Origin of the sequence: Aliiruegeria haliotis (assembly GCF_003003255.1) — a bacterium.
Lineage (GTDB): Bacteria > Pseudomonadota > Alphaproteobacteria > Rhodobacterales > Rhodobacteraceae > Tropicimonas > Tropicimonas haliotis.
In genome coordinates this window covers 66215-82130 of the sequence record NZ_PVTD01000010.1, presented here as the reverse complement: position 1 = coordinate 82130, position 15916 = coordinate 66215, and the positions used below count along the sequence as shown (strand labels likewise).

Below are 15916 nucleotides of genomic sequence, written 5' to 3'. Positions count from 1 at the left end.
AACGCCCTATTTCACGGGCTGCCGATCAGCTTCACCCCGGCGTCCTTCATGCCGTCGAGCGAGGTCGTCAGGGATCCGTCAAGGTCGATGGCGCGGCTGGCAGCAAGGTCGACCGTTACATCGAACCCGAGCCTTGCGGCATCGACGGCCGAGTAATTCACGCAGAAATCCGTCGCCAGCCCGACAAGCCGAACCGCGGTGACCCCATGGGTTTTAAGGTATCCTTCGAGCCCGGTCGGTGTCGTATGGTCATTCTCGAAAAAGGCCGAATAGCTGTCGATCCCCCTGCGATAGCCCTTGCGGATCACCATGTGTGCGGCATCGACGTCCAAATCGGGGTGAAAGGCCGCGCCCTCCGATCCTTGAACGCAATGGTCAGGCCAGAGGACCTGTGGGCCGTAGGGCATTTCCGCCATTTCGAAGGGCGCCTTGCCGTCGTGCTGCGACGCGAAAGAGGCATGATCGGCCGGGTGCCAATCCTGTGTCAGAACCCGGACGGGATACCTGTCGAGCATCCCGTTGATGAGCGGCACGATCGTATCGCCATCGGGGACGGCAAGTGCGCCGCCCGGGCAGAAGTCGTTCTGGACATCGATCACGATCAGGGCTTCGGTCATGGCGCACCTCCTGCTGCAATGGCTAGGCAAGAGGAACCGTGGCGTCAATGCGGGGCTTGTGAAGGTCGGGTGAACTGCCCTAGTGACAGCACATGCTGACAGTTGCCGCCCTGTATCACTTCACCCGTTTCGACAACCCCTCCACCATTCGCACACCGCTTCTGGCATTGTGCGAAGAACAGGGCGTGAGGGGGAGCCTTCTGCTGGCCCGCGAGGGGATCAACGGCACCATCGCCGGAACCGCGGAGGGGATTGCCAGGGTGCTGTCCCATATTCGGGCGCTTCCCGGCTGCGCGGACCTGGAGTGGAAGGAGAGCGGTGCAGCGGAGATGCCCTTCGGTCGCATGAAGGTGCGTCTCAAGCAAGAGATTGTCACCATGGGGCAGCCTCAGGTCGATCCAACAGCGTCCGTGGGGCGCTATGTCGATGCGGAGGAGTGGAATGCGCTGATCTCGGCGCCCGATGTTGCGGTGATCGACACCCGAAATGACTATGAGGTCGCCATTGGCACGTTCGAGGGCGCCGTCGATCCGGGCATCCGGAGTTTCCGGGATTTTCCGGACTGGTGGGAAGCCAATCGCGACCGCTTTCACAACAAGAAGATCGCAATGTTCTGCACCGGCGGAATCCGTTGCGAGAAGTCGACGAACTACCTGTTGGGGCTGGGCGAGGCGGAGGTGTTCCATCTGAAGGGTGGCATCCTGAAGTACCTCGAGGAGGTTCCCGAAGCCGAGAGCCTCTGGAATGGCGAGTGCTTCGTCTTTGACCAGCGCGTTGCGCTGAAGCACGGCCTGGAGCCGGGGACACATGCCATGTGCCATGCTTGTCGGCGGCCCGTCTCGCCGGAAGACATGCGGGCGGAAAGCTACGAGGAAGGTGTGAGTTGCCTTGCCTGTATTGGCGAGTTTTCCGATCAGGACCGTCAGAGGTTCCGGGAACGCCAGCGGCAGGTGAAACTGGCGCGCGACCGTGGCGAACGGCACCTCGGCGCGGAGGGGTAAAATCCACACCAAGGGTGCCCGCCAGCCGTGGATGAGCTCGGCGGTCTTCGCTGCGTGGTCGAGCGTCAGCATCGGCATGTGGCCGGTGTTTTAGACGCAGCTTGGGGTGTAGACACGACCGGAATCCATGGGTCGACAGACCCGGCGCTAGCGCCTGTTCCAGGCGCCCGAAAGGTGTCGCGGATCGCCCCCGGCCAGGAGCCAGAACATGCGAAGCGCGCGGTAGAGCCGAATGCGGCACAGCGTGAAAAACGCACGCCAGCGGTTCTCAAGGCTGGAAACCCGTTGCGTGGTCAGGATACGCGGAAGGGCTGCCAAGATGGACACCGGCATTGCCAGCGCCTTCAGCAGGAACCCGAGCCGACCGGTGGCACTCCTGCGGGCTTCTTCGAAATCATGCCCCATCTGGCGGTCCCATTTCGCGCGGAGTTGGGCGAAGGTTACCCGCGCCGGATGGACGACCAGCATCTCCGGAACGAAGGCAAAGTGATACCCCGCGCGGACTGCCCTGCGCCCCCAGTCGCGATCTTCCGCGATCTCCAGCCCGCCAAACGGACCGACGGCGTCGAAGACGTCTGACCGCATCGCGAGGTTGCAGGTCACGGTGAAGCCCATGTCCCGTATGTAGCGTTCAACCTGAAACCCGAAGATGGCTTCGTAGGCCTCGATCGCGGTCATGTTGCGGGGATCGGAAACGCCGACCTGCACCTCCCCCCCGAGCAAATGCCTGTCCGGCGCCCGCAGCCCGGCATCCACCGCCGCAAGCCAGCCCGGTGAAGGAATGCAATCGGCGTCGGTGAAGGCGAGAATGGTTCCACTGGCGGCGCGTGCACCGAGGCTGCGTGCCGGGCCGGGGCCGGGGGTGGGCTCGCGCAAAAGACGGACGGACGGGAAGCGGCGGCAGACCTCTTCCGGATCGGTGATGGATCCATTGTCCACGACGATGATCTCATCGGCGGTTCTATTGCCGCCGACCAGCGCTTCGAGGCAGCGTGCAAGGTCTTCCAGCTGGTTCAAGTGCGCTATGATCACGCTGATCTTGGGCGTCGGGTCAGGAGAATCCATCGCGCCATTCCTCCCGCCTGTCGTGGATCTCCTTCCAGGTGGCAGCCTTCGTTTTCAAGCTGTCCCTGCCGGTCAGCCGGGCCGCGATCCGCAGCCCCGCCTGCCGGGACCAGGGCCAGCCACGCAGCAACACGGCCGCAATCGGCTGCTGCCATTTCGGAAAATGGCGCGTGATCAACTCCTGCTTGGCCTTGAGCAGCCGCACCATCTTGTCCGACCGGACGGCCTCGGATGCGCCGCCGAGGTGCACGATTTCTGCAGCCGGGGTAAACCGTGGTCGGGCGCCCAGTTGCTTTCGGGCACGCAGACACAGATCGGTTTCCTCGCCATACATGAAGAAGGCCGTGTCGAAACCGCCGAGCACCTCCCAATCCTCCCTGCGGATCAGGAAGAATGACCCTTGCGCGATATCGATCTCGCGCTCGCTGTCCCGCTTCCAGCCGCCATAGTGTTCCGAATTGAAGATCGCGCTCCCCCGGAACAGCGAATTCAGGCCAATTGCGCCGCATGCCAGTGTCCAGAGGCTCATCCGGCGAAAACAAGACCCGGGATTGAGCCGGCCATCCGAAAAGGTCGTCCGACCGGTCCAGATGCGCGCATCGGGCGTGCTGTCGGCAAAGGCGACGAGCCGGTCCACCGCATTGTGCCGCGTTACCGTATCGGGGTTCAGCAGCAGCAGATACTCGCCGCGCGCCTCATGCGCCGCGACATTGTTTGCTGCGGCGAAACCGAGGTTGTGGCTTTTGGCAAGGAGCCGGAGCCAAGGGAAAGCCTCCGCAATCGCCTCTGCCGAACCATCGGTCGAGGCATTGTCCACGACGATGATCTCGTGGGGCAGACGGGTTTCCGACTGGACCGATCGCAACGCGGCGAGTGTTTCCTCCCGCGTGTTGTAGCTGATCACCAGTATGGAAACTCTCGGATCCAATGTGCCCCATCCGCTTTTGCGCCGCTTCCGGTGCCCGGTGCGACAGCTTCAATTGGCGCCTACATCATCTGCGCCCGCCGGCGCAAGCGCGGCACCGCCTTGACCGCGTGGCGCTATCCCGCCAGAAAAGTGCGATAATCCTGCGTCGGCAAATGGGCTGGCGCTCCCGCACAGGCCCTCTCATGCTGCGTTCCGCCCTGCTGATCTTCTCCGGAAACGGGGTGAATGCCGCGATGGTGCTGGTCCGCACGATCCTGATCGCGCGGCTGGTCAGTGTCGAGGATTTCGGCATTGCAGCAACTCTCGTGATGGGCATGGCGCTGGTTGAGATGTTGACCACGGTCGGCGTTCATCAACTCCTGATCCAGAACAAGGATGGCGAAGACCCCGAGTTGCAGGCCGGGTTACAGGCGTTCCACGTCATCCGGTCCTTTGTGGCGGCGCTCCTGCTGCTCCTGATTGCGGCGCCTTTTGCACGGTTCATGGGCATTCCGGAAGCGACCGGGTCATTTCGCCTGCTCGCCCTGTGCCAGGTGATCCTCGCGTTCGTGCATTTCGACTACCAGCGCATGAGCCGGAGCATGCGGTACGGTCCCATGGCGATCATTTTCGCGCTGCCGAACATCCTGTCCGTGGTGTCGATCCTGCCCTTCTACTGGCTTTTCGGCGACTACCGGGTGATGGTCTTCTGCATGATGACGGGGTTCACGGTGACGGCCGTCGCCTCACACATCCTCGCTGACCGTCCCTACAGGCTGCGGTTCGATCCGGGCATCTTCCGGCGCTGCATCGACTTCGGTCTGCCAATCATGGCGACGGGCGTGCTCACCTACGCAGTGTTCTATGGCGAGCGCATGATTGTCGGACGGGCGCTGGGCATGGAGACACTGGCCGTCTTCTCGCTCGCCTTTTCGCTGACCCAGGCGCCTGCACTGCTTGTGGAGCGCAGCATGCTGCCGCTCTTCTTGCCGCAACTCGGTGCCGTCCAGTCCGAGAAGGATCGTTTTCAGTCCGTCGCGGATGCCGTCCTGAAGGTTCACCTGCTCGGAGCCGGAGTGCTGGTGGCGGTGTTCGTCGTGTTCGCGCCTCTCGTCACGCTCTTCTTCGGCGAAAAATACGGTGAGATCACGCCGCTTCTGTTGGGGCTCAGTGTCGTGCAGGGATTGCGGCTGGTTCGGTACGGGATCTCGGTCGTGTGCCTTGGAAAGGCGGATTCCGTAAACGGCATGCTGTCCAGCCTCGCACGGATCTCGGTGTTGCCGCTGACTTGGCTCGTCGCGGTCACGAGCGGCGATCTGCGGGCGATCATCTGGCTTGCCGTGTTCGCAGAAGGTTTTGGAATCGCGGTTGGGGCGGTGGCCATGTGGCGTCGGAGCGGCGTCGCTGCGTCTGGGCTCCTGCGTCCCGCGATCTCTGCCTTGCCACTGATTGCACTGGCGCTGGTTGGGGCGGTTGCCGGGATCGCCCTTCCCGGCGTCCCCGACGGGCTTGATGCGGCGCTGCTTGCTGTCCCGGCGTTGCTCCTCGTGGTCGCGGCCACGGGGTCGTCGCTGGCAGTCGTGAGATCCCTACGGGGCCACAACACCGGTTGATGCAAGGCGGGCAGGGGTGATTCCGGCGCAACACCGGCCCCGATGCTGCAGTGCGGCGCCATGTCTCGGTGCTGCGGTGGAGGTTAGCGCTCACACGCGACGAAGTGCCCACGCAACAGACTTGCGCGAAAGGACCTTGCTTGCGTAACTCCTGCAAAGATCTGAGGGAGAGAGACACATGGGCTATTCCGACATCTATGCTGCCTGGCAAGCCGACCCGGAGGCATTCTGGATGGAAGCGGCCGAGGCAGTCGATTGGTTCCAGAAACCGTCCAAGGCGTTGTTCGACGAGAAGGCACCGCTGTACGAGTGGTTCTCCGACGCCCTGGTCAACACCTGCTACAACGCCGTTGACCGGCATGTTGAAGCCGGCCGTGGCGACAATCTCGCCATCATGCATGAAAGCCCGATCACCCACTCGACCAAGGGGATCACCTATCGCGAGCTTCGCGACCGTGTGGCCAGCCTCGCCGGCGCGCTCAAGATGCGCGGCGTGGAAAAGGGCGACCGGGTCATCATCTACATGCCGATGGTGCCGGAGGCCGTGGAAGCCATGTTGGCCTGTGCCCGGATCGGTGCGGTGCATTCCGTTGTCTTTGGCGGATTTGCCGCGAACGAACTGGCGGTCCGGATCGACGACGCCAAGCCCACGGCGATCATCGCGGCGTCCTGTGGTCTCGAACCGGGGCGCGTGGTGCACTACAAACCGCTTCTCGACGAAGCCATCGACATGGCGGATCACAAGCCCGATTTCTGCGTCGTGTTCCAGCGCGAGCAAGAAGTTGCGAAGCTGATCGAGGGGCGGGACTTCGAATGGCATTCCTTCCAATACGGTGTGAAGCCGGTGGATTGCCTTCCGGTCGAGGGCAATCACCCCGCCTACATCCTCTACACATCCGGCACCACGGGGCAGCCGAAGGGTGTCGTGCGGTCTACTGCAGGTCACCTGGTGGCGCTGACCTGGTCGATGGAGAATATCTACAACGTCGGACCAGGTGAGCGTTTTTGGGCAGCGTCGGATGTCGGCTGGGTCGTGGGCCATTCCTACATCTGCTACGGGCCGCTTCTGGCTGGTGCGGAGACACTGGTGTTCGAGGGCAAGCCGATCGGTACGCCGCATGCCGGCGTTTTCTGGAAGATCATCCAGAACCATCGGGTAAAGAGCTTCTTCACCGCGCCCACCGCGCTGCGCGCCATCAAGAGGGAAGATCCGAAAGGCGAGTGGATCAAGCGTTACAAACTTCACGACCTGCAAGCATTGTTCCTTGCCGGCGAACGTGCCGATCCGGACACGGTGAAATGGGCGCAGGAGCATCTGGGCGTGCCGGTCGTGGACCATTGGTGGCAGACCGAGACCGGCTGGGCCATCGCCGCCAACCCGATCGGTGTGGAGGAACTGCCGACCAAGCTGGGATCGCCCTCGGTGCCGATGCCCGGCTACGAGGTTCATATCCTTGACGAAGGCGGCCACGAGGTCGAAGGACCCGGCACCATGGGGGCCATCGCGATCAAGTTGCCCCTGCCCCCGGGGACGCTGCAAACCCTTTGGAATGCCGAGGATCGCTTCAAGAAGTCCTATCTGGAGCATTTTCCAGGCTACTACGAGACCGGCGATGCGGGCTACAAGGACGAGGACGGCTATCTCTATATCATGTCGCGCACCGATGACGTCATCAACGTCGCCGGTCACCGGCTCTCGACCGGCGCCATGGAAGAAGTGCTCGCCGAGCATCCCGATGTCGCGGAATGCGCGGTGATTGGTGTGGCCGACGCGCTCAAGGGGCAGATGCCCTTTGGCTTCCTCTGCTTGAATGCCAGCCATGAACGCTCCCCGGAAGAAGTGATCACCGAATGCGTCGGCATGGTGCGTCGGGAGATCGGCCCGGTTGCCGCCTTCAAGCTGGCCTGCGTCGTCGATCGTTTGCCCAAGACCCGCTCGGGCAAGATCCTGCGTGGAACCATGCAGAAGATCGCCGATGGCGAGGCCTACAAGATGCCCGCGACGATCGACGACCCGGCGATCCTTGACGAGATCACCGGCGCGCTCAAGGCGATGGGCTACGCGAAGGCGGCCGGCTGAACCCTCGGGCCCAAGCTTTCTGACGGGAGCCGCCCGGCCATGTGTCGGGCGGCTTTTTTGTGTCGCAAACTCCCTTGATGTGCTTTTCGGAAGGGCGCATGTCTGGTCAAATTCCACGTCAGGTCCGGGAATGCCAGTGAACCAGGACTCCACAAAGAACCCCAAGCTGCCCGATTCGCGGGCAGCCCTGCGGGAGCGGTTACAGCTACTTCGCGACTACTTGGCCGAATTGGGGACGGCAGATCTCGATCCGGCCTCGGCGCTCCGGCACCGGGAAGCGCGCCGAGTACTGGCAGAAGTCCTTGACGAATTGGGTTCGGATGCCCCCGCTGAAACCATTGCGCCACAGGCCGTGCCGTCCCGGGACATTGCCGTGGCCATCATGCGGGACGTCGGCCGCGTCTGGGCGGACGCCGCACGTCGGCGCGGCATGGAACTGCGCACGGATATCGGCCAGCACCTGCCTGATCGTGTACATGCTGTGCCGGAGGTTCTTTTGCCGATGGTTGGCAGAATGCTGCGCGACGCACTGTCGGTCGCCGATACGGCCGTGCTGTTGCAGATCCGCGGCAATCGGAAGGGAGAACTGGAGATTGTGGTTCGGGGCGGGGCGGCCGGACACCCCGACCTGTCCGAATCCAGTTCGATCGAAAGCGCCGACCCAAAGGTTCCCGCCATCGGGGAGGCAAGCGATCTGGGTCGCGGGGCCCCAGGGAGCGCCTACGGGGTTCGGCTTGTGTTGCGGGCAAATTCGGGTGGGCCGACAGGAGACCCTGGAAAGGCGGGAACCGCGCCGGCGCGCGGCCAGGATGACCAGGCGCAGGTTTCGGGGAAACGGGTCCTGCTCGTCGGTCCGGAAGGACCGCACCGGAAAACCGTCAAGCACATGCTGGGCCACCTCGGACTGGAGGTGTTTTGCTCGATCAGCGGGGCGGCAGCGCCGTCGCGCCTAAGGATCGGGTCGTTTGACGGCGTTGTCATCGACACCGACCTTGACGATATCGAACCGGGCGATTTGCTGGCGCGGCTCCGCTCGCAGGATGGTCCGTCGGAACACTTGCCTCTTCTTGCGATCACGGCGTTGGAAGGCGAGCGTCGGGACGCCCTTCTGCACGCGGGCGCCGATGATGTGATGTCCAAGCCGCTGCCCGGAATAGCGCAATTCGAGGCCCGGCTTAAGCAGTTGCTGATGTCGCCCGCCCATCGGGTGGCCGCCGAGGCGACCGTCCCGACCCGGTCCGATCCTCGCTCGCTCGGGATTGCGCCGTCGGCGCTCGACGATCTGCTGGATATGACCGGCCCCGACCGGCGGCAGGAGCTGCTGGAAGGGCTGCTGGCGGATCTTGGTGATGTTGCCGCCGGGCTCGCCCGGACGGAAACCTCCGGTGACCCGCAGGACGCACGGGAGCACAGCCATGTGCTGATCTCGCTGTCAGGCGCCGTGGGAGCCACGACGGTGCTTGTGCGCGCCCGGCAACTCAACGCCCTGGCCCATGAAGGAAATCGAGCGGCAATGCTCACGCTGACGCGGCAACTGCGGTCCGACGTCGACGGCCTGCTCGGCCATATCCGGCGTGCTGCGGAGCGTTCGGTGCATGGCGTGGGCAACTAGCGGAACCTGCACCGACGCTGGCGCCGGACGGGTTTGCCTTTCTTGGGTCGGCATCTTGCTCGTCTGTCCACGACCGATCTGCGTCACCCTGCCGAACCGCGACCCACAGAGGGGTGCAGTGGTTTCTGAAAAAGGCCGCTCCTCTGTGAGCGGCCTTCTTGTTCGCAGGGTTTGAGATTGTCGCTCAAAGCGTATCGTAGACCGGGAACCGTTCGCACAGCGCCGTCGCTTCGGCCTTGACCTTCGCTTCGACCGCGTCGTTTCCTTCCTCGCCGTTGGCGGCAAGCCCATCGACGACGTCGACGATCATGCGGCCGACGGCCCGGAACTCCTCTTCACCGAAACCGCGGGTGGTGCCTGCCGGTGTGCCGAGCCGTACGCCAGAGGTCACGGTCGGCTTCTCCGGATCGAAGGGGATGCCGTTCTTGTTGCACGTGATATGGGCACGGCCGAGCGCCTTCTCTGTCGCGTTGCCCTTCACGCCCTTGGGACGCAGGTCGACAAGCATCAGGTGCGTGTCCGTGCCGCCGGTCACGATATCCAGCCCGCCCTTCATCAGCTCGTCCGCCAGCGCAACGGCGTTGGCGCGTACCTGTTTCTGGTAGGCCTTGAACTCGGGGCGCAACGCCTCGGCAAAGGCGACGGCCTTGGCGGCGATCACGTGCATCAGCGGGCCACCCTGGATTCCGGGGAAGATCGCGGAGTTCACCTTCTTGGCGATGGCTGCATCGTTTGTCAGGATCATGCCGCCACGCGGGCCACGAAGGGTTTTGTGCGTCGTGGTGGTGGCCACGTTGGCATGGGGGAAGGGCGAGGGGTGCTCGCCCGCGGCCACGAGGCCCGCGAAATGGGCCATGTCCACCATCAGGTAGGCGCCCACGCTGTCGGCGATCTCACGGAATTTCGCAAAGTCGATCTGGCGCGGGATGGCCGAGCCGCCAGCGATGATCAGCTTGGGCTGGTGCTCGGTCGCAAGCTGCTGAACCTGATCGTAGTCGATCAGGTTGTCCTGCTGACGTACGCCGTATTGCACCGCATTGAACCACTTTCCGGATTGGTTCGGGGGCGCGCCGTGGGTCAGGTGTCCGCCGGAGGCGAGGTTCATCCCGAGGATCGTGTCACCCGGCTTGATCAGCGCGGTGAATGCCCCCTGGTTGGCCTGGCTGCCGGAATTGGGCTGCACATTGGCGAAGTCGCACCCGAAAAGCTCCTTTGCGCGGTCGATTGCGAGGTTCTCCGCGATGTCGACGAACTGGCAGCCACCGTAGTAGCGGCGCCCCGGGTAGCCCTCGGCATACTTGTTGGTCATAACCGAGCCCTGGGCTTCCATAACCGCGCGGCTGACGATGTTCTCAGATGCGATCAACTCGATCTCGTCGCGCTGGCGGCCAAGCTCGAGGCCGATCGCCTTGGCAATCTCGGGATCGCGGGAGGCAAGCGCCTCGGTGAAGAAGCCAGAGTCACGAGTCATGTGCGAAATCCTTCCTCTGCGGCAGCGCCGCGTTGTTCCGTTGCTGGGCATGTAACGCATGTGACGGTGGGGAAAAAGGCCGGGAAACGGCTGGAAAGGCGTCATACGCGTCAATATGCGAGACTTGCGTTTCCGATGAAGGCTTGGGATGACGGTTGGGAAACGCTCGACCCCTGAGGGACTCATGAAAAACATCGCCTTTCTGGCCAGCCGGGCAGAGATTGCACAGGCGGCCCGCGATGCATTGGCCGAGCAATACGGCAACCACGATCCCGAAAATGCTGACCTGGTGGTGGCGCTGGGGGGCGATGGGTTCATGTTGCAGACACTGCACGACACCCAGCATCTGAATACCCCAGTCTATGGCATGAACTGCGGCACGGTCGGCTTCCTGATGAACGAGTTTCACGTGGAAGGCCTGCCGGAACGGCTCGACGTCGCGGAGGAAGAGGTTATCAGCCCGCTGTCGATGCGGGCGATTGCCGCCGATGGCTCGGTCCATGATGCGCTCGCGATCAACGAGGTGTCGCTGTTGCGGGCCGGTCCGCAGGTGGCAAAGCTGCGCATCACCGTGGACGGACGGGTGCGGATGGATGAATTGGTGGCCGACGGCGCGCTCGTCAGCACGCCTGCCGGGTCCACCGCCTACAACTACTCGGCCCATGGGCCGATCGTCCCGGTCGGCTCGGAGGTCTTGGCACTGACCGCCATGTCTGCCTTCCGGCCGCGCCGCTGGCGGGGCGCGTTGCTGCCGAGCACGGCGGAGGTTCGTTTTGACGTGCTCCAGCCGGAGAAACGTCCTGTCATGGCCGAAGCCGACAGCCGATCCGCGGTGAAGAACGTGCTTTCCGTGATCGTTCGCAGTGCGCCGGATATCCGGCACAGGATCCTCTTCGATCCGGGGCATGGGCTGGAAGAGCGGTTGATCCAGGAACAGTTCGTCTGATCCCACGCGGCGCGCGCCCTTGCATACCTTTCGCGGCGGGAACACACTGCCGGAAAGGAGAGCCCCATGCCTGATACTTCATTGATCGACGCGGCGCGCGCGGTGCGCGACAACGCTCATGCACCCTATTCCCGGTTCAAGGTCGGTGCGGCCATACGCACGGCCTCCGGCACCGTCTTCACAGGGTGCAACGTGGAGAACGTGGCCTATCCGGAAGGCACTTGTGCCGAGGCAGGGGCGATCGCGGCGATGGCAGCCGCTGGAGAGCGGAAAATCGTCGAAGTGGCGGTGATCGCCGACAGCCCGGCGCCGGTCCCGCCATGCGGTGGCTGCCGGCAGAAGCTGAAAGAGTTCGCTGATGCCTCGGTTGCCGTGACGATGGCCACCACCGAGGGCAAGACGCTGACCATGAGTGTCGGCGAGTTGCTGCCCGGCGCGTTCGGCGCCGAGCACATGGAATAGGCCCGGCTATGGACGCCAAGGCCATTCTCGCCAAGTTCCGCCGCGGTGAAACACCCACCGCACGTGAAGCTGCATGGTTCGGTTCCGCCATCGGGTCGGGCGACGTAACGGACGCCCAGGTCGGCGCCTTCGCAATGGGGGTTTGCCGCGCGCCCTTGTCGGAGGATGCACGCGTGGCCCTGACGCTCGCAATGCGCGACAGTGGCAACGTGATGGCGTGGGACATGCCCGGTCCGGTTGTCGACAAGCACTCGACCGGAGGAGTCGGTGACTGCGTATCCCTGCCGCTGGCCGCAGCGCTGGCGGCGTGCGGGGCCTATGTGCCGATGATCTCGGGACGTGGGCTCGGGCATACGGGCGGGACGCTGGATAAGCTGGAGTCGGTCCCCGGCTACACTGCCATCGTTGCGCAGGACCGCTTGCGCGAGATCGTGAACGATGTGGGCTGTGCTATCGTTGGCGCGAGTGCCGACATCGCGCCGTCGGACAAGCGGCTCTATGCCATTCGGGACGTGACCGGCACCGTCGAGAGTATCGACCTGATCACGGCCTCGATCCTGTCAAAGAAACTCGCTGCCGGGTTGGAGGCTCTGATCCTCGACGTGAAATGTGGCTCCGGCGCCTTCATGAAGGATGCTGCCAGCGCGCGCGCCCTCGGGGATTCGCTGGTGACCACGGCAAACGGTGCCGGTTGCCGGACCGGGGCGCTGATCACCGACATGGATCAGCCGTTGATCGAGACCGCCGGCAATGCGCTGGAGGTCGCGACCTCCATGCAGACGCTGACTTGTGAGGCGATCTCAAACCCATTGTGGCAACTGACGGTGGAGCTTGGTGGGGCGCTGTTGGCGCTCTGTGGGATTGCAGGGTCACCCGGCGACGGGGAGGGCCGGATTGAGACGGCGATGCGGTCGGGGCAAGCCGCCGAACGATTCGAGCGTATGATCGCGGCGTTGGGCGGTCCGGCGGATTTCGTTGGCAGCTGGCGGCGCTACCTGCCGGTCGCCCCGGTGGTGCAGGATGTTTTCCCCGCGCGGCCGGGGGTCGTGGCCAGCGTGAACACGGAAATGGTCGGGACTGCGGTTGTCCACCTTGGAGGCGGGCGGCTGCGCGAGAGCGATGCGCTGGACCTTTCCGTCGGGTTCGACACGCTCGCCGGGATCGGTGAGAGCGTCTCTGACCAGCGGCCACTAGCCCGGGTCCACGCGGCCAGCGAGGATGCCGCAGAGGCCGCCGCGGCGGAAATTCGCGCCGCCTATTCGGTCACGGAAGCCGGCGCGACGCCGGCGAAACTCGTGCAAGAGAGGATTGGCCTATGACCCGTGCTTTTCTCGTCGTCATGGATTCCGTGGGCTGCGGCGGTGCCCCGGATGCAGGCGAGTTCTTCAACGACGGCACACCGGATACAGGGGCCAACACGCTTGTCCATATTGCGCAAGCCTGCGCCGAAGGCCGGGCCGAGGAAGGGCGCAGCGGGCCGCTGAAGCTGCCGACGCTCGACAGTCTCGGGCTCGGCGCCGCGATCCGCATCGCATCCGGCGAGGATGCGCCGGGGTTGGGCGTGGCCCCGCAAGGTGTCTTTGGCGCGGCGACGGAGAGCTCGCAAGGCAAGGATACCCCGTCTGGCCACTGGGAGCTTGCAGGGGTGCCGGTGCCGTGGAACTGGCATTATTTCCCGAAAGCCGTCCCGAGTTTTCCCGACGCGCTGAGCCGTGCCGCGGCAGAGGCTGCCGGGACCGGCGGGATCCTTGGCAATTGCCATGCCTCCGGCACACAGATCATTGCCGACCTCGGCGCGGAGCATATCCGGACCGGCTGGCCGATCTGCTATACATCCGCCGACAGCGTTTTCCAGATTGCCGCCCACGAAGAGCATTTCGGGGAGCAGCGGCTACAGACGCTGTGCAAGGATCTTGCCCCGCGCCTCCATGAGATGAAGGTCGGCAGGGTGATCGCGCGCCCCTTCATCGGATCCCCCGAAACGGGTTTCACACGCACGACCAATCGGCACGACTACGCTATCGCGCCGCCAAGCCCGACGCTCTGCGACTGGGTGCAGGCCGCCGGACGGCGCGTGCAGGCCGTCGGCAAGATCGGGGATATCTTCTCCATGCAGGGCATCGACGAGGTCCGCACAGGGCCGGACGAACGCTTGATGGAGCACCTGTTCGATTTCGTGGACGAGGCGCCGGACGGCAGCCTTACCTTTGCTAATTTCGTGGAGTTCGACAGCCTCTTCGGCCATCGCCGCGATGTCTCGGGATATGCCCGGGCGCTGGAGTGGTTCGACGGTTGCATCGCCCGTCTGCTCGACCTATTGCGCCCCGGCGATCTGCTGCTGCTGACGGCGGATCATGGCAATGACCCGACCTGGGTCGGAACCGACCATACCCGCGAGCGCGTTCCCGTCCTGTGTGCCGGTGTGCCGCCGCGCGACCTTGGCAACGTGGCCTTTGCAGATGTCGCCGCGAGCGTTGCCGCTCACCTGCAAGTTCCCGCGCATGGGCCGGGGCGGAGTTTCCTCTGATGAAGTCACTACCCAAGATCGAGTTGCACACCCACCTTGAGGGCTGTGCCCCACCGGCCTTTGTCCGGGATCTGGCGAAGGAGAAGGGTGTCGACCTGTCGGGCATATTCGATGAGCACGGCGGTTACGCCTACACGGGCTTCGTCGATTTCCTGCGCGTCTACGAAGCGGCGACGTCCGTTCTGAGGTCGCCGGAAGACTATGCCCGCCTGACCCGCACGATCCTGGCGGAGATGGCCGCGCATGGGGTGATCTATGCGGAGACCTTTGTGTCGCCGGACTTCTGTGGCGGCGGTGACCTTGCCGCCTGGCGGGAATACCTGCACGCGATCACCGAGGCTGCCGCACAGGCGGAAGCCCAGGACGGGATCATCCTGAAGGGCATCGTCACACCGATCCGCCATTTCGGACCGGAACGGTCAAAGGCGCCGGCGGTCTGCGCTGCGGAGACGGTGGGCGACTGGGTTGTCGGGCTTGGTATGGGCGGCGACGAAGGAAACGGCCACCCGCGCGATTTCGCCTGGGCCTTCGACTGTGCCCGGGAAGCCGGCCTGCGCCTGACCAACCATGCCGGTGAGTTTCGCGGACCGGACAGTGTACGGGAGAGCATCGAGGACCTTGGCGTAGAACGCATCGGCCATGGCGTGCGATCGATCGAGGATCCCGCGCTCGTCGAGTTGCTGGCAGAGAAGGGGATCGTTCTGGAGGTCTGCCCAGGCTCCAATGTCGCACTCGGCGTGTACCCTTCCTGGGCCGATCACCCCATCGCCCGATTGCGCGATGCCGGGGTAAAGGTCACTGTCTCCACCGATGACCCGCCATTCTTCCACACCACGATGACGCATGAATATGACCGGCTTGCCGACACGTTCGGCTGGTCGGAGGACGACTTTGCCGCGCTCAACCGGGTTGCGGCGGAGGCGGCGTTTTGCGATTCCGACACCCGAGACGCCCTGCTGAAGAGATTGGAGCCTGCCGATGTATGACCACCTGACTGTCGTCGACCACCCGTTGGTGCAGCACAAGCTGACGATCATGCGGGACAAGGGCACCTCGACCCACAAGTTTCGTCAACTCCTGCGGGAAATCTCCCAGCTGATCGCCTACGAGGTGACGCGCGAACTGGATCTGGAGGAGGTCGAGATAGAGACACCCCTTCAGCCCATGCCGGCCCCCAAGCTGGCGGGCAAGAAAATGGCGCTGATATCTATCCTGCGGGCGGGCAATGGTCTGCTTGATGGTATTCTGGAGCTGATCCCCGGTGCACGCGTCGGGTTCGTCGGGCTCTACCGGGACCCGGAAACACTCGAACCCGTCCAGTACTACTTCAAGGTCCCCGAGGAAATGCAGGACCGGCTCGTCATCGTTGTCGACCCGATGCTGGCCACCGGAAACTCGTCGGCAGCGGCCATCGATCTGCTCAAGCAGGCGGGTGCGACCAATATCCGCTTCCTCTGCCTGTTGGCCGCACCGGAGGGCGTTGCCCGGATGAAGGAAGCCCATCCAGACGTTCCGATCGTCACCGCGGCGCTTGACAGTCACCTGAACGACCATGGGTATATCGTGCCCGGGCTCGGGGATGCAGGTGACCGGATGTTCGGGACGAAGTAGCGGC

At 64.0% G+C, this 15916-nt stretch carries 13 protein-coding genes and 1 pseudogene; 10 read left to right on the top strand and 4 right to left on the bottom strand.

The features are described 5' to 3' along the window. Nucleotides 1-11 precede the first annotated feature (11 nt). A complete protein-coding gene (gene pncA, locus CLV78_RS19035; RefSeq protein ID WP_106207003.1) occupies nt 12-617 on the bottom strand; it encodes a bifunctional nicotinamidase/pyrazinamidase in 606 nt (201 codons plus the stop codon). A gap of 92 nt (nt 618-709) precedes the next feature. Between pncA and trhO the strand changes: the two genes are divergently transcribed. Continuing rightward, a complete protein-coding gene (trhO, locus tag CLV78_RS19030; protein WP_106207001.1) occupies nt 710-1618 on the top strand; it encodes an oxygen-dependent tRNA uridine(34) hydroxylase TrhO in 909 nt (302 codons plus the stop codon). Nucleotides 1619-1765: 147 nt separating this feature from the next. Here trhO and CLV78_RS19025 read toward each other — a convergent pair whose 3' ends face one another. Then, a complete protein-coding gene (locus CLV78_RS19025; protein ID WP_106206999.1) occupies nt 1766-2683 on the bottom strand; it encodes a glycosyltransferase family 2 protein in 918 nt (305 codons plus the stop codon). Next, complete coding sequence (locus tag CLV78_RS19020; protein ID WP_106206997.1) at nt 2670-3611, bottom strand: glycosyltransferase family 2 protein; 942 nt, start codon at nt 3609-3611, stop codon at nt 2670-2672. Before CLV78_RS19020 ends, CLV78_RS19025 begins: the two co-directional genes overlap by 14 nt. A gap of 182 nt (nt 3612-3793) precedes the next feature. Between CLV78_RS19020 and CLV78_RS19015 the strand changes: the two genes are divergently transcribed. The 3 genes from CLV78_RS19015 (at nt 3794) to CLV78_RS19005 (ending at nt 8895) form a co-directional block, all read left to right on the top strand. Beyond that, complete coding sequence (locus tag CLV78_RS19015) at nt 3794-5203, top strand: oligosaccharide flippase family protein (RefSeq protein ID WP_158263606.1); 1410 nt, start codon at nt 3794-3796, stop codon at nt 5201-5203. Between the two features lie 178 nt (nt 5204-5381). Next, on the top strand, nt 5382-7283 hold the full coding sequence (locus CLV78_RS19010; RefSeq protein WP_106206992.1) for a propionyl-CoA synthetase: 1902 nt from the start codon (nt 5382-5384) through the stop codon (nt 7281-7283). A 136-nt stretch (nt 7284-7419) separates the two neighbouring features. After that, complete coding sequence (locus tag CLV78_RS19005) at nt 7420-8895, top strand: response regulator (RefSeq protein ID WP_158263605.1); 1476 nt, start codon at nt 7420-7422, stop codon at nt 8893-8895. A gap of 184 nt (nt 8896-9079) precedes the next feature. Here CLV78_RS19005 and glyA read toward each other — a convergent pair whose 3' ends face one another. Continuing rightward, the gene (gene glyA / locus CLV78_RS19000; protein WP_211301038.1) at nt 9080-10366 is read right to left on the bottom strand and encodes a serine hydroxymethyltransferase; all 1287 of its coding nucleotides are present in this window, start codon (nt 10364-10366) and stop codon (nt 9080-9082) included. A gap of 184 nt (nt 10367-10550) precedes the next feature. Here glyA and CLV78_RS18995 point away from each other — a divergent pair, with 184 nt between their 5' ends. The 6 genes and pseudogenes from CLV78_RS18995 (at nt 10551) to upp (ending at nt 15912) form a co-directional block, all read left to right on the top strand. Further along, nucleotides 10551-11312 carry an NAD kinase gene (locus CLV78_RS18995; RefSeq protein WP_106206988.1) on the top strand — a complete coding sequence of 254 codons (762 nt, stop codon included), beginning with the start codon at nt 10551-10553 and terminating at the stop codon, nt 11310-11312. Between the two features lie 27 nt (nt 11313-11339). Then, a pseudogene (locus CLV78_RS18990) lies at nt 11340-11774 on the top strand (cytidine deaminase); the annotation flags it as partial. Nucleotides 11775-11782: 8 nt separating this feature from the next. Beyond that, on the top strand, nt 11783-13093 hold the full coding sequence (locus CLV78_RS18985) for a thymidine phosphorylase (RefSeq protein WP_106206984.1): 1311 nt from the start codon (nt 11783-11785) through the stop codon (nt 13091-13093). Further along, nucleotides 13090-14301 carry a phosphopentomutase gene (locus CLV78_RS18980; RefSeq protein WP_106206982.1) on the top strand — a complete coding sequence of 404 codons (1212 nt, stop codon included), beginning with the start codon at nt 13090-13092 and terminating at the stop codon, nt 14299-14301. The genes CLV78_RS18985 and CLV78_RS18980 overlap by 4 nt, the downstream gene beginning before the upstream one ends. After that, nucleotides 14301-15287 carry an adenosine deaminase gene (locus CLV78_RS18975; protein ID WP_106206980.1) on the top strand — a complete coding sequence of 329 codons (987 nt, stop codon included), beginning with the start codon at nt 14301-14303 and terminating at the stop codon, nt 15285-15287. The genes CLV78_RS18980 and CLV78_RS18975 overlap by 1 nt, the downstream gene beginning before the upstream one ends. Next, nucleotides 15280-15912, top strand: coding sequence for a uracil phosphoribosyltransferase (gene upp / locus CLV78_RS18970; RefSeq protein ID WP_106206979.1), 633 nt, complete (start codon nt 15280-15282; stop codon nt 15910-15912). Before CLV78_RS18975 ends, upp begins: the two co-directional genes overlap by 8 nt. Nucleotides 15913-15916: the final 4 nt, after the last annotated feature.

What these genes read in the sequence shown, in the direction of transcription:
- CLV78_RS19025 (WP_106206999.1), bottom strand. Translation starts at nt 2,683, where the DNA reads ATGGATTCTCCTGACCCGACGCCCAAGATCAGCGTGATCATAGCGCAC.
- CLV78_RS18975 (WP_106206980.1), top strand. Translation starts at nt 14,301, where the DNA reads ATGAAGTCACTACCCAAGATCGAGTTGCACACCCACCTTGAGGGCTGT.
- upp (WP_106206979.1), top strand. Translation starts at nt 15,280, where the DNA reads ATGTATGACCACCTGACTGTCGTCGACCACCCGTTGGTGCAGCACAAG.
- pncA (WP_106207003.1), bottom strand. Translation starts at nt 617, where the DNA reads ATGACCGAAGCCCTGATCGTGATCGATGTCCAGAACGACTTCTGCCCG.
- glyA (WP_211301038.1), bottom strand. Translation starts at nt 10,366, where the DNA reads ATGACTCGTGACTCTGGCTTCTTCACCGAGGCGCTTGCCTCCCGCGAT.
- trhO (WP_106207001.1), top strand. Translation starts at nt 710, where the DNA reads ATGCTGACAGTTGCCGCCCTGTATCACTTCACCCGTTTCGACAACCCC.
- CLV78_RS18985 (WP_106206984.1), top strand. Translation starts at nt 11,783, where the DNA reads ATGGACGCCAAGGCCATTCTCGCCAAGTTCCGCCGCGGTGAAACACCC.
- CLV78_RS19015 (WP_158263606.1), top strand. Translation starts at nt 3,794, where the DNA reads ATGCTGCGTTCCGCCCTGCTGATCTTCTCCGGAAACGGGGTGAATGCC.
- CLV78_RS18980 (WP_106206982.1), top strand. Translation starts at nt 13,090, where the DNA reads ATGACCCGTGCTTTTCTCGTCGTCATGGATTCCGTGGGCTGCGGCGGT.
- CLV78_RS18995 (WP_106206988.1), top strand. Translation starts at nt 10,551, where the DNA reads ATGAAAAACATCGCCTTTCTGGCCAGCCGGGCAGAGATTGCACAGGCG.
- CLV78_RS19010 (WP_106206992.1), top strand. Translation starts at nt 5,382, where the DNA reads ATGGGCTATTCCGACATCTATGCTGCCTGGCAAGCCGACCCGGAGGCA.